Here is a 13,231-nt window from a genome sequence, read left to right as displayed (position 1 = left end):
GCTCACTCTTGTCCATTTTTAAATATTTAACATAAAAAGTAAGCGCTATTCCCTCCATTACAGCTCGGATTTATTGAAATTTTCATATTTTAGACATACTTAGTACGAGATTTGCAATTTGAATAGCCCATTATAGCCATACTCATTTTGAAAAATTAACTTTAAAATAGGAGTTAAATGTAACAAATATCATTGCATCTATAAATAAGGCGGTGTGCAACTGTGCAAATCTTCAAATCCATTTCCTCCCGCTGGATGCTTCCGCTGCTCTTGATCGGTATCTTCTCTGTGTTCTGCTATTCGGGTCTGGCATCCGCTCATGCGACCGTCACCTCTTCCTCCCCGGCGGCAAACGAGATTCTGGCCTCGCCCCCGGAGGAAGTCTCCATCACATTTAATGAATCGATTGAGCAGGCCTTCTACTCCATTATCATAACGGGACCAGATGGAAGACGCGCGGACCAGGGGGACGCCGCCATCGATTCAGAACATCCTAATCGTCTGGTCGCCAGCCTGAAGAATAACTTGCCAAACGGCATCTACAGTATGAAATGGAAGGCAGTATCCAGCGACGGACATGCCATTAGCGGAACGATTCCCTTTGGGATTGGTGCGGAAGGAAGCGGGTATGCCGTGCATACTCCCGCCGGGGATGACAACGTACTGCCCCGGGCAGGCTTATTAATCATCCGCTGGCTGTTCTACATCGGATTAAGCCTATGTATCGGCACCATCTTCTTCCGACTTCTGCTGCTCCCTGCCGGAGCCCGTACCCTTCGCGGCAGCTCTTCGCTTGAACAGCGCAGTCTACTGCTTCTCTACCTGGGGCTCGCCTGTACCGTAGTTGGGGTATTGTTCAGTCTTCCCCAGCAAACAGCCAGTGATGCAGGTGTCTCATGGCTTCAGGCCTGGGACCTCGATTTGCTGCAGGAGACTTTGCGCTTCACCAGCTTCGGACAAATCTGGACCTGGCAAGTCATCCAAGTCATGCTGCTCGCTGTATTCATCATGGGCCTATGCTACACAATTTCCGGCACCGAACAGGACGAACCGCATGATAACGTCATGAAGCTGATGGAAAAAGACCCTCCCAAGGCTTCAGACAGGGCTATTTCCAGATTTATCGGACAGGAGCATCTGTGGTCCTGGCTCGTGCTTATCGCTTGCATTGGGCTGATGGTCGCCAAGGCTTTTATCGGGCATGCAGCCACAACCAGCCATAAGCTCATGGCTATCAGCGCTGACTTTATACATCTGCTCACAGCCGCAATATGGCTTGGAGGTATTCTGGCGATTGCCTTCCTGCTTCCGGCGGTTCGTCGACATACCGAGCAGTCGGACAGTCTCAGACCGCTTTATTGGGGAACCATCCGGCGTTTTTCACTGCTGGCCTCGCTTTGTGTCTTGCTGTTGCTGCTCACCGGAGTCTATGGAAGCCTTCTGCATATCCCAACCTTGCATGCGCTCTGGAATACCCCATACGGGCTTGTTCTACTGGCTAAATTTGCGCTTATGCTCCTTATGCTGGCTTTTGCCTTATCGGCATTCCTGCGCGGGAGAAAGCGCTCCCGACCGCTCGGACGGGGCGTATGGTACGAATTCTGTCTCGGCGCGGTCGTACTCGTACTTGCTGCTGTTCTGGGAAATCTGCCTTCCGCCTCTTCGTCACCAGGTCCAGCAGTGCTTCAGACCACAACGGAGGATGGATACCGGATTACACTGAAGGTCAGTCCGAACCGGTTAGGCGAAAATCACTTCAGCCTCGAGGTTCAGGACGCAAGCGGAACCAAGCTTAATAATATTGAGCAGGCTACTCTCAGCCTGACCTCCAGAGAGATGGACATGGGCGTCATTCAGATCGAAATGCCGGGTTCCTCCCCACTGGAAGCAGATGAGATGATTACTATGGGTGGGGAATGGAATATACGCATTCATATTTTGTTGTCCACCCTCGATTCCATTGATCATGATTTTATTCTGCAGAGCGGAAATTAAAAAATAAGGAGCGTTATGTATGAACAAAAATTTCACTAGATTAACTACATTATTGTCAGCCGCCGTATTATTTTTTATTCTATTTGCAGACAACGCCAGCGCCCATGTTACCGTGTCGCCCAACAGTTCGGCGCCTGGCTCCTGGGAAACCTACAGCATCAAGATTCCATCGGAGAAAGACCTCCCCACAACCAAAGTGGCTTTGAAAGTCCCGGAAGGCTTTGACTTTAAGCAGTATCGGCCGGTACCGGACTGGAAGGTTGAGCTAACGAAGGACGAATCCGGTCAGATTACTACCGTAACCTGGTCTGCGGAGAAAGACGGAATTGGTCCGGGAGAATTCCAGCAATTTGAATTTGTTGGCAAAAACCCGGATAGTGAAGCGGATCTGGCCTGGGACGCTTTTCAATACTATAGCGATGGAAGCATCGTGGAATGGACCGGCGCGGAAGGCTCAGACAAGCCTCATTCGATGACCAAGATTACCAATGACCTGCAAGCAGGCGGCTCCTCATCTCAGGGAGATCACCATCATGATGCCTCCAGCGATTCTACTGCCCCATCAGATAACCATCAAGCCCAGGATACCAACAGCGCCAACAGCAGTCAGAGCAACGCACCACAGCAAACCGCCGAGTCTGCCCAAGGTCAAGGTTCAGCTTCATCCACCACTTCGATTATTTTGTCCACTGCGGCATTGATCGTCTCCATCCTCGCTCTGTTTCTCGCTCTGCGCAGAGCTAAACGTTATAACAGGTAAGGACATAAATAAAATGCACCAGCACGGGGAAGTCCTATTCCCTATGCAGGTGCATTTTCAGTTACGATCCCAAATTTATCTCTATTACCTGATTGGCAGCTGCGTACCGTCCTTCGGCTGCTGCCCGGAGGATTTCTTCTCGGATGCAGCTCCAAATAAGCAGGCGAGAGCGAGAAGCATGCCAAGCGAAGCGCATACGAACAGCGCAGAGTAGCCAAATATATCAATTATCCAGCCCAGCAACGGTGGAGAAGATATGGCCGCCAGTGACGATACAAAATAATAGATCCCTGTTCGCGTGCCAATGCTCTCCTCCCGACCGGTCGAAATGACCCATGGATAAGAGTTGATGTTAATGCATGCCCAGAAAATGCCGCCAATGATCAGAAGTACTCGCAGCCATAATACGGAATCGACAAAGATCAATAAACCGAAAATGACAAACAGACCGCCTACCCCAATTGAAATGATTTTCTTCTTACCGAACCTGGCCCCAAGCCAGCCGCTCGGCAGGGCAAACACGAGAAAGGCAAGCGAGAAGAACGTCAGCGAGAAGGAAGCCTCACTGTCAGACATGCCGATATATTTGGTGCCATACAGGGTAAATAAAGCCTCAACCCCTTGATAGGCTACGAACCAGAAGAAGATCGCGCCCAATATGAACAGCGTCGTGCGGTTCAGCTCTTCTTTAATGGAGATTGGACGGATTGGCTTTGCCGCCGCCTCCTGGCTTAGCAGCGTAACCGGCTCGCGGATGACTGCTTTTAACACAACCAAGGAAGCTAACATGACAATTCCGGCAAACAGGAATGGCATATACGAACTGATTCCATACATCTTGGAACCAAGGGCAAAAGCCAGCACTGAGCCCACGCCGCCCATAAAATTAATAATTCCATTGGCCTTGGTTCGATTCTTCTCCTCTGTGATATCAGGCATCAATGCGACGGTCGGCGACCGAAACAAGCTCATCGACAAATTCATTAACACCATAAACAATACCAGGGTGAAGAAGCTTGTATGCCAAGGAATAAGCGCTGCGAATACCGCGCCAAGCGGCATCCCAATTAACAGATACGGCATTCTGCGTCCGTATCTCGTATTCGTTCTATCACTGCGGTGACCGACCCATGGCTGTAGAAACATCGCGAAATAATTATCAATCGTCATCATAAACCCTATCATCGCTGTGCTCTTCAAATAATTGTCCAAGAACAGCGGCACAAAGGCGTTGTAAAGCGCCCAGGTCAAACTGATGCTAAAAAAACCGAGTCCCAACAGCCAGGTTTTCTTCATTCAGCACGCTCCCTATTTAGAGGTTGTCTAAAAAGCCATCCTTAGCTCCATCTAACCCTCCCGGTACTGAAGATGCACTTTGCAAATACTAATTTGATAATAGCTGTGCCAGTCTATCCGGATAATCGGTAATAATCCCCGCTACCCCAGCCTGGATCAAAGCCTTCATCATGCTCTCTTCATTTACTGTAAACGGATGATAAGCAACCCCGTGCTTGGCCGCCTCGGCAACCAACTCCGGTGTTAATGCATACATGTATGCGTGCAGCGCGTCAGCGCCGATTCCCTTCGCATAGGCCCATGGCTCATACAACCCTTCGCCATACAGAATGCCGGTGCGAATATCCGGGGCGAGCTGATGGCATTCCCGCAAAGAATAATGATTAAAGCCGGAAATAATCGTTCGGTCCGCCATCCCATAGCGCTTAATCATCTCGATTACTTTTTTCTCTAATTCAGGATATTGAATGAAGCCATTCTTCAGTTCGATATTGACGATCGTCCCTTTATCACGGGTAAGCTCCAGCAATTGCTCCAGAGATGGCAGCCTCTCCCCTGCAAAATCGGCATGGAACCAGCTCCCTGCATCCAGCGTCTGAGTCTCCTCCCAGGTCAAGTCCTTCACCAACGCCTTCGTTCCCGTGGTCCGCTCCAGCGATTCATCATGAATTAGCACAAGACGGCCATCCTTCGTCATCTGCACATCGGTCTCAATCCCGCTGGCGCCAAGCTCCAAAGCGCGGACAAAAGAAGACATGGTATTCTCAGGACAATAAGCGGATGCCCCACGATGGGCAAAATTTATCAAGTTAGTCACGTTGTATCCTCCTTAGGCAAATCCCATTATTTATAAATAATATTATCCATAAGCCTAGTATACTCCTGCAATGTTAAGCCTGTATTACCTTTTTTGTATTTGCTCCCGGTCTTGTGGCGTGCTTCCCCGCCCGACTAAGGTCTAGTTCACAAACCATCTTAAGCCCGTTATGCCGGGAACCGAATCCATATACAATAAAAACATAAGAAAACGACGCACCAACCAAACAAACAACCAAGCAACCAAAGCCGGAATGTAAAGTAAACGTTCAAAAAGGTCGGTTTTCAGCACCGAGAAGATTGAATCAAGCTAGAGACTGAGGAGCAGAGCTACACGTTTCCGAAGGAAATGACTTCGATCGGTTTTCTTATCCAAAGCGGACTTTTTGAACTATCTCTATAAGAAAGTGAGTGTTGAAAAATGAAAAAATTGTATCGTTCTGCAACAGACAGACAGGTGAGTGGGCTTTGCGGAGGTATCGCAGCATGGCTTGGCGTAGACCCTACGGTCGTTCGACTCGTGGCTGTAGTAGCTGCTCTCTGCAGCTTTGGCACAGTGATCGCCCTCTATCTGATCGCTACACTGATCGTTCCAAAGGAACCGATCGGCGGCGCTGAGTACTTTGACCATTTCAGCAATTACTAATCACAAAATACGAATCCAAATTAAAAGGAGCAGATAACAATGAGTATATTTGATAGAATCTCCAACTTAACCAAAGCAACCGTCCATGAAGTATTGAACAAGCTGGAAGATCCGGTCCTTATGACCGGGCAGTATTTGCGCAATATGGAAGATGATATCCGCAGGGCCGAGGAAAATATCAAGGGACAGCAAAGAGCAGCTGGCGTAGCAGAGCGGAAATTAAATGAAGCCGTACAATCCGTTAAAAAATACGAGCTTCGCGCCCTCTCCGAGCTTCAGGCCGGCAATGAGGCCGCAGCCCGCGAAGCAGCTATGCTCAAGATTCAATTTGAAGATAAAGTGCAGCAGCACACCTTGGAAATGAACCAAGCGAAGGAACATGTTCTTGAACTGCAGCAGGGGTTAAGCCAAGCAGAGGAAGAATATGCCCGCCTTAAGGAAAAGCGCAATGAATTGGCAGCCAGAGCTCAAAAAGCCAAGGAACGGGCCGCAGTACAGCAGCCAAACTTCAGTCGTGGGATCGAGGGCGGCGATGCGGCACGGGGATTTGAACGAATGGAAGAGAAGATATTGGAGTGGGAGACGGACCTCGACCTTTCGCTGAATTCCCGAGGCATTCATAGCGAAGCCTCCAACGCAGCTGATTCTACAGCAGTCAATGAAGAATTGGATCGGCTGAAAGAACAGCTCGCCAAGCGCAATTCCTAAGCGGTTTATTATACAAAGGGCTGCTGGACAACGGAGATAAGGTTCGTTGGTCAGCAGCCCTGGCATTATACATAGATTGTCAGACAAGCGGGTTATCGCACCCATTTGGCAGCCTCTCTCCATACTCGCCATATACACATAACAGGATCAGGACTCCCCTCCTTCTCTTTATAACAATTTGTTCTGGCAGTCCGTTTTATAAGAGTCATTACATATTCGGGAATTAAATTATGGTAAATAAGAGGAATCGTTCGATGAAAAATATAGTCATGCTTGAATACAAAAGGCTTAATAAAAATTATGGATGGTTTATGATCGGAGCCGCCGTATTATTAGCTGCGTTTCTGAGCAATCCGATACTCCCCAGCTTCCTGGCCGAGGATCAGGCGGTTTCTTTATTCACCCATCATTTAAGAACCCTCGTTCTTTGTGCCATGCCGCTATCGATCGCCATGATCTTGAAAGAACACAAAGGCACTTTAACAAACCATATATTATTCTCGCAACCGATCCCGCTTTTTAGCATTGCATTGGGAAAATGGCTGACTATTCTGTCCGCCTATCTCTTCTGTTCCCTTGTCGGCTTAGCCCTGTATTCAGTGAGTCCATTGCTCCTTGGACGATCCCCATACAATGCAATCAAGCTGTTGTCTGCGTTTGTCCGAGTGGATGTTCCTGTAGTGGTAATCGCTTCCCTATTTTGCAGCGTTTTATATATTTTGCTGCGCAGCAAGATTGTTTCTTATGTGGGAATGCTCTTAATCGCAAACTACGTTCCGGCTATCTTTGATTTCACTTTATTGGCTTTGCTCGTCTTCGTCATACTTATTACAACCTATATATGGCTGTACTGTGTCCAGTTGAACCAGGATAGCTCCAACATGGACCATTCAAGAAAATACAGACGAAAAGTCAGGAAAATATGCTCATCTTACAACCAAGCGATTTTGCTCAAGGGAGCTGCGCCCGTTATCACAGTTATGCTCCTCCTTTGCATGTATGCGTTTATTTCGAAAGACCACTCATTCTGGTCCATTTTTAAATACGTTATCGTGCTGCTACCTGGCTGCATACTGATTCCTATTCATTCGGAGATATATGGAAATAAGCGGGCCGGGTACATTTATACAAGCAATACGCCAGGATATAGAATCATGCTCGAACGCTTTATTTTTGGCGCGCTGGTCTCGGAATCATTGATTACCTTGATGTATATGGCAGCGCTTCTGTTCGGACTTGAGAACGGCATGGGCAGATTATTGATCCTGTACAGCTCCAGCCTGCTTCTGGCAGTAGTTGGACTGACGACAGCGAATATTACAAGAAATAGCATGGCCGGTTATATCGCTTCATTGCTGCTTTGGGGGGCGGCATTATGGGACGGTACAAACCTTGAGGGAGAGCTCTGGACGACTGTTTTGATCATCATCACAGCGTTGCTGTTAATTTTGAATGTATCGGCCATAAAGGGCAGAAAGTCATAGACTAGGCTAACCCGCCTAAGGAGGTAACAATGAACATGCTGGAAGTTGCGAACGTATATAAATCCTTCAGGAAAAATGAAGTGCTTAAGGACATTAATTTTAGAGCTGATACAGGCATATTGGGTATTTTGGGAAATCACGGGTCTGGCAAGACGGTATTGATGAATTTGATCTCCGGATTAACAAAACCGACGCAAGGCAAGGTTCTCATTCATGGGCTGGATACCCTGGACAATTCGATACAGGTCAAAGAACGGGTAGGCTATCTCCCTCAGGACTTCAGCCTGTATGATGAGCTCAATGCCTACGAAATGCTGGGTTATATCGCCAAGCTCAACAAGATGGGGACCCGGCAGCAAATCGATGATCGTATTGATGAAGTTCTGGAGTGGGTCAACCTTAAAGGTGCCGCCTATCGGAAGGTTGGTTCCTATTCCCCGGGAATGCGGAGGAGACTGGGAATCGCCCTCGTCTTGATTAAAGATCCGGACATTATTCTGGTTGATGAACCAACCACCGGACTTGATCCGCTGGAGAAAATTCGGTTTCGAGCCTTGCTGGGCTCACTGGGAGAGCGTAAGCTCATCCTGCTGTCGACCCATCAAGTGGATGATATTGCAGCAATTTGCGACCAGCTCCTCTTCCTTAAGAATAAAACCGTGGACTTCTACGGAACCCCAAATCAGTGGCTGGCCGGCATCCAAAGCCGGATTGCAGAAACGGTGGTAAGAGACCGCCATCAATTAAGCGCATTGGCCCGGGAATATAAAGTGATCTCGATGAAGCAGGTGGAGGGCGGAGTTCATGTCAGACTCGTCCTTAGATCTAATGAGCCCTACTTCCCCTACACATTAGTGAATACCGAGCTGGAGGACGCTTTGGTCTACTACTCCTAAGGTGATCCATGGACCATTGTATCTCTAACGAAACCACAAACCGTTATTTCAGCAACAATAACCTGAAAATAAATCTAACGAAACTATGGATCGTTATTCGCGCGATATGAAGCCCTGAAGCCCTTATTTCGCAAAAATAACGTTTACCTGTTTCGTTAGCATGCCGAGAAGCCTCCTTTAGCCAGAATAGCGATACCGGGTTTCGTTAGAAAAAAGAGCCATCCCTTGGCAGCATCATAGCTGCTGGGAATGACTCTTCATAAATCTTATGTCAGGAGGGCTTACTTGGCGCCCTTCCCTTCCTTGAACAACTCGCCGATCGCTCCAAGGCTTCCGAGCGTCTCAACTGCGTTAGATGGGATGAATACTTTATTCGCCGGTCCCTTAGCTACTTCCTTCAACGCTTCAAACGACTGATAAGCAAGAACCTGCTCGGTTAATGCAGCGTCGCGCAGCATTTGAATCCGCGCCTTCTCCGCCTCTGCAACCGCCTGGATCGCTTTGGCTTCCCCTTGTGCTTCCAGCTCCTGCGCCTGACGCAAACCTTCCGCCTCGCGAATACGCGCTTCCTTATCCCCTTCCGCCTTCAGGATTTTACTTTGCTTATCCCCTTCGGCACGCAGGATCATATCTTGCTTCGCGGCTTCCGCCTCAAGGACGATAGCCCGCTTGCTCCGTTCTGCCTTCATTTGTTTGTCCATCGCTTCTTGGATATCAAGCGGCGGCTTAATATCGATAACTTCAACCCGCTCGATACGCACGCCCCACTTCTCTGTAGCTTCATCCAAAGCAATACGAATTTCTGTGGAGATTTTCTCCCGTCCGGACAACGTCTCGTCCAGCTCCAGCTTACCGATAATTTGACGCATCGTCGCCGTAGAAATATTTCTTACCCCATATACATAATCTGAAATTCCGTAGGTAGCCTGTTCTGGCCCAACCACCTGATAGAAAATAATCGTGTCAATTTGCACCTGTACGTTATCTTTGGTAATAACCGTTTGCGGCGGCACATTCGCCTGTTGAATCCGCAAATCATGGAACACGCGAACCTGATCGATCACCGGAATCAAAATATTGAGTCCCGGCATTAACAGGCGATTGAACTTCCCTAGGCGTTCTACGACACCTACGCGTTGCTGTGGTACGATCTTAACGGTAAGTGATATAAAGACTACAACAACTAGAATAATAACGAGTATAACTATCCATTCCCAGCTCATTAAGTGAAATCCTCCCATCTTTCTACTTCAATTATTGTACTGCTTCGCTTCAACACCCGAACCAGTTCGTCCTTCTTCAGAGAACGAGCTGATGTAGCACTCCAGGTGTCTCCGCCGATCTTCACAATTCCAAACTGTCCTTCATCAATAGGTTCAACAACAACTCCCTGTCTCCCTACCAGTTCTGTACCCGTATCCTCATACCCCTTGGATGAATGGCGAAATTTTCGCGATAATGGCTTAGTAAAGACCGTAAGCACAATAGCCACTACGCAGCCTGCCAAAACTTGCAGGATATAAGCATCTGGAGCTATCCAGGCGACAACCGCTGCGACTACTGCTCCAAGGCATAACCAAAGCAAGTAAAATGTCAGCGTCATCATTTCAAATACGAGTAGTACTCCTGCGGCAATTAGCCAAAGCACCCATGCATCCATTTTGCCAGATGCACCACCTTTCCGCGTATTAATACTAGTATATACGACAACAGCGGCAAAGCGTCTCAATAATTTGTAAAGATTACTGATAGTATACCTGGAAGATGTCAAATTTTCAGTATTAATGTTGGAAAATGCATCATTTTATCTAAAATAAACACCGTTCTTTCGGAGGACAGTAATGACTAGTATAAGCATACGTATCAGATCTAAGACATAGAACGTTAAATCGTCTCGCTTTTCACTCGAACCCAAAAAATGCCGATGGATCTCCCCTTAAGGAGGGAGTCTTATCGACTATGGATTATAGAAGCTCCGCAGCCGCAGGCTGGCTGTCCCGCTCCCCTCCCCACTGGCCGCTTTGAATTGTATGGCTTCAGCGATATACAGACGTTCCTTGGAATGGATAGCAGCCAGATAATGTTTAGTTGCTTCCAACGATCCTTCCAGGCGAAGCTCGATTTCAATTGACAAGAGCCCCGGGATTTGTTGATTAGCTCTCTCCAGCAAACCGCCAAATTCATCAGGGGCAGAGAGGTTCTCTCCCTCTGTAGAAACTGCAGTAGGCCGCTCCACGGTGACGGACTCCTCCAGAAGGAATGACGCGCCAAGCACCTTGACACCCGAGAGATCCTCCGCCGTCTCCAAGTCGCGCAGCATCCCTTCCTGATCCACCTTCTTCGGCAATTGCCTCTGGTCCAGGCCCGCTTGCTCCACAGCGGCCTCCCTGGCCTGAGCACGCTTATCTTCAGCGATTTGCTCCGTCTTATGTAAGAACTTCACAGATTCCTGCTGTTTTGCTGACAAGCCATGTGATTCATTTAATACCGGTCGATACCATAAAAAATAAAACACACCGCAAAATACAAAAATAATGACGGCCAGAAATAATAGAAATCCATCTCTTCGCTCCATCTGTCCCGAGATCATCCGGCTTCACCTGCCTGCATTTGTCCAAGAATTGTCGGGATGTCCCTTCCTAATAAACGGAAGGTCCCGATATAGCGTCCATCCTGCTCATTTACGGAGGGAATAAATACTTTTCCCCCTGTAAATATCTGCTGGATGGAAGTCGAATACGCCCCAACTTCGTTCATATTGTAGAAAGAACAAGTCCACTCCACACTGCCAGCATCAAATTGCAAGCTTTCCATTTGCCCCCCTTCTGGGAGGGGAGCCTCCATCTCACGGATGACAAGCTCCAGATCCGGGCGAAGCTGACGCAGGCTCTGGAGCAGTTCCTTCGCTTCGCTCCCGACTCCGTGCATTTTGCTAAGCTGCTGTATTTCCAGCTGCAGTTCGGCCTGCCGCTGCTCTGTAGTTCGGATGCTTGTCCTCAAGGTGCCGACCGATTGACTGAGTTCTATGTATCCTACAACTAAATATGCAGCAAGCAACGTCCCGGCCAGCAAAAGAATGACCGGCAACAGAAGCGTGGACCATACCGGTCGTGGGCGCGGAGGGAGAAGGTTAATCTCAATCACGATGGCTTCGCCCCCTTTAGCGCCAACCCAAGGGCAATGGCATAGCTATCTTGGCAGTCCGAAGATACAGTTGTAAAATACTCCTGAACATCCAACTCCAAAACATTTACCTGACCAAAAGCTGTATTTAGCTGTTGTCTGATCATCCCCTTGTCGGAAGCAGATCCAGCCAGAATAATGGTGGAAATTCGCTCCTTGCCTTCATGCAAAGTATACTCGTAGAAATTAATAATTCGCGTAACCGATGAGACAATCTCGCTATACCGCCAGTTATTCAGACTATCCTCCGACACCTGTTCAAGGGAAAATGTACGGATGAAGTCAGGAATTCCCCGATTATATAAATACACCTCCGCTTCCTTTTCTTTAAAGAAAATCACCATTACACACTCCTGCTCCAATTGATTCTGGCGTTGTAATATCCGCGATAAAGCAATAGCACCGAGATCCACCGATTCTATGCGGAGGCCGGCCGTCTCAAGCAAATCTACCATCTTCACGATAAGCGGACGAGGAACAGCGGCGACGAACGTAGGCAGCATGCCTTGCTCCAGATCCCCAGGCCGTTCATCCATCCAATGATAATCTATAATCGGCTGCTCAAAAGGAAAGCGGAGGCTTCCCTCAATCTCAAGCGCCGTCACCTGCCTCTGCTGTCGCGGTTTTACCTTGGGAACACGCAGGATGCGAATAAAGGACTGTCCGGTTGGTGCGGCAAGATGCGCCTTGCTGCCGCTTAATCGATGACGCACCAGCCAAGTCTGCAGTGTATGAAGATGAACGTTTAATTCAGGCCCGCCCTCCTCGTTGATCAACGAAGGAAGGGGCAGAAAATCGCAAGCCGTTGCGACCCCCAGCTTATGATCGATCTGAACGAAGCGGACCCCCTCCTCCTCCACTGTCACTCCGACCCCAGCCGGTCGTATCCAGCGATTAATTATAGATGAACTACGCTTGTCATATACCAATGGATGATCTCCTTTCCGTAGGCATGTACGATCAGGGCGGCCGCAGCCAGATACGGACCGAAGGCTATCGTACGATGCCCGCGGCCGCGCCGGATCATCTGCGCCAGACCGACGCTCATGCCAAGCAGGCTAGCCAAGAATAGCAGGATCAGAACGCCGGGAAATCCGACAACCGCGCCGAGGATACACAGCAGCTTGACGTCGCCCATCCCTACGCCGCGGCCGAAGGTTAGTGCAGACAGCAGCAGAAACAGCACGCCGCCGCAGGCCAGACCGAGCAGGTGAACCCAGAGCGGTTCACCGCTTATGAACGGCGCAGCGATGAGCAAAGCGGCGCCAAAGAGCAACACGATCCCGTTCGGTATAATCCGCGCCGTGAGATCGGTGTAGGTCACCAATACGGACAGCGCGGACAGCAGCAGTCCGATCCCCCATGCGCCGGTGAAGCCGAAGCGCATGGCCATGAGGGCGAACAGCACCGCCGTGCCGAAGGCGGCGGCGCTGTTCGCCGCAAGGCG

General features: G+C 49.0%; 15 protein-coding genes. 7 read left to right on the top strand and 8 right to left on the bottom strand.

Annotated features, from left to right (window positions below; genetic code table 11):
* Positions 1 to 222: 222 nt before the first annotated feature.
* Positions 223 to 1,995 carry a copper resistance CopC/CopD family protein gene (locus BN1360_RS08750; protein ID WP_068779503.1) on the top strand — a complete coding sequence of 591 codons (1,773 nt, stop codon included), beginning with the start codon at positions 223 to 225 and terminating at the stop codon, positions 1,993 to 1,995.
* A 19-nt stretch (positions 1,996 to 2,014) separates the two neighbouring features.
* Entirely contained in the window at positions 2,015 to 2,755 is a 741-nt protein-coding gene (locus BN1360_RS08745) for a YcnI family copper-binding membrane protein (protein ID WP_068779502.1), read from the top strand.
* Between the two features lie 84 nt (positions 2,756 to 2,839).
* On the opposite strand, the gene BN1360_RS08740 is transcribed toward BN1360_RS08745, so the two are convergent.
* A complete protein-coding gene (locus BN1360_RS08740) occupies positions 2,840 to 4,051 on the bottom strand; it encodes an SLC45 family MFS transporter (protein WP_068779501.1) in 1,212 nt (403 codons plus the stop codon).
* An 88-nt stretch (positions 4,052 to 4,139) separates the two neighbouring features.
* Positions 4,140 to 4,868, bottom strand: a complete 729-nt coding sequence (locus tag BN1360_RS08735; protein WP_068779500.1) for a glycerophosphodiester phosphodiesterase — start codon at positions 4,866 to 4,868, stop codon at positions 4,140 to 4,142.
* A gap of 420 nt (positions 4,869 to 5,288) precedes the next feature.
* Between BN1360_RS08735 and BN1360_RS08730 the strand changes: the two genes are divergently transcribed.
* From BN1360_RS08730 to BN1360_RS08715, 4 genes are all read left to right on the top strand, one after another.
* Positions 5,289 to 5,513: a PspC domain-containing protein gene (locus BN1360_RS08730; RefSeq protein WP_068779499.1), complete on the top strand. Its 225-nt coding sequence runs from the start codon at positions 5,289 to 5,291 to the stop codon at positions 5,511 to 5,513.
* Positions 5,514 to 5,552: 39 nt separating this feature from the next.
* Positions 5,553 to 6,221 (top strand): PspA/IM30 family protein, encoded by a 669-nt coding sequence (locus BN1360_RS08725; protein WP_068779498.1) that lies wholly within the window; start codon positions 5,553 to 5,555, stop codon positions 6,219 to 6,221.
* A 254-nt stretch (positions 6,222 to 6,475) separates the two neighbouring features.
* A complete protein-coding gene (locus BN1360_RS08720) occupies positions 6,476 to 7,705 on the top strand; it encodes a hypothetical protein (protein ID WP_068779497.1) in 1,230 nt (409 codons plus the stop codon).
* 29 nt (positions 7,706 to 7,734) lie between these two features.
* On the top strand, positions 7,735 to 8,601 hold the full coding sequence (locus tag BN1360_RS08715; RefSeq protein WP_068779496.1) for an ATP-binding cassette domain-containing protein: 867 nt from the start codon (positions 7,735 to 7,737) through the stop codon (positions 8,599 to 8,601).
* A 281-nt stretch (positions 8,602 to 8,882) separates the two neighbouring features.
* Here the strand turns inward: BN1360_RS08715 and BN1360_RS08710 are convergent, their stop codons facing one another.
* The 6 genes from BN1360_RS08710 to BN1360_RS08685 all read right to left on the bottom strand — a co-directional run bounded on the left by BN1360_RS08710 (position 8,883) and on the right by BN1360_RS08685 (position 13,108).
* The gene (locus tag BN1360_RS08710) at positions 8,883 to 9,824 is read right to left on the bottom strand and encodes an SPFH domain-containing protein (RefSeq protein ID WP_068779495.1); all 942 of its coding nucleotides are present in this window, start codon (positions 9,822 to 9,824) and stop codon (positions 8,883 to 8,885) included.
* Positions 9,824 to 10,261 carry an NfeD family protein gene (locus BN1360_RS08705; protein ID WP_068779494.1) on the bottom strand — a complete coding sequence of 146 codons (438 nt, stop codon included), beginning with the start codon at positions 10,259 to 10,261 and terminating at the stop codon, positions 9,824 to 9,826. The genes BN1360_RS08710 and BN1360_RS08705 overlap by 1 nt, the downstream gene beginning before the upstream one ends.
* Before the next feature lie 297 nt (positions 10,262 to 10,558).
* Positions 10,559 to 11,176, bottom strand: a complete 618-nt coding sequence (locus tag BN1360_RS08700; protein ID WP_229520927.1) for a hypothetical protein — start codon at positions 11,174 to 11,176, stop codon at positions 10,559 to 10,561.
* Positions 11,177 to 11,187: 11 nt separating this feature from the next.
* The gene (locus tag BN1360_RS08695; protein WP_068779492.1) at positions 11,188 to 11,745 is read right to left on the bottom strand and encodes a hypothetical protein; all 558 of its coding nucleotides are present in this window, start codon (positions 11,743 to 11,745) and stop codon (positions 11,188 to 11,190) included.
* Positions 11,742 to 12,650: a type IV pilus biogenesis protein PilM gene (pilM, locus tag BN1360_RS08690; protein WP_229520926.1), complete on the bottom strand. Its 909-nt coding sequence runs from the start codon at positions 12,648 to 12,650 to the stop codon at positions 11,742 to 11,744. The genes BN1360_RS08695 and pilM overlap by 4 nt, the downstream gene beginning before the upstream one ends.
* Positions 12,651 to 12,682: 32 nt before the next feature.
* Entirely contained in the window at positions 12,683 to 13,108 is a 426-nt protein-coding gene (locus tag BN1360_RS08685; RefSeq protein WP_195714247.1) for a prepilin peptidase, read from the bottom strand.
* Between BN1360_RS08685 and BN1360_RS25905 the strand changes: the two genes are divergently transcribed.
* The coding region (locus BN1360_RS25905) for a hypothetical protein (protein ID WP_229520959.1) at positions 12,995 to 13,231 on the top strand (237 nt) is incomplete at its 3' end. The genes BN1360_RS08685 and BN1360_RS25905 overlap by 114 nt on opposite strands.

The sequence above is a fragment of the Paenibacillus sp. GM2 genome (genome assembly GCF_900069005.2).
GTDB lineage: Bacteria > Bacillota > Bacilli > Paenibacillales > Paenibacillaceae > Fontibacillus.
This window is presented reverse-complemented; position numbering and strand designations above follow the sequence as displayed.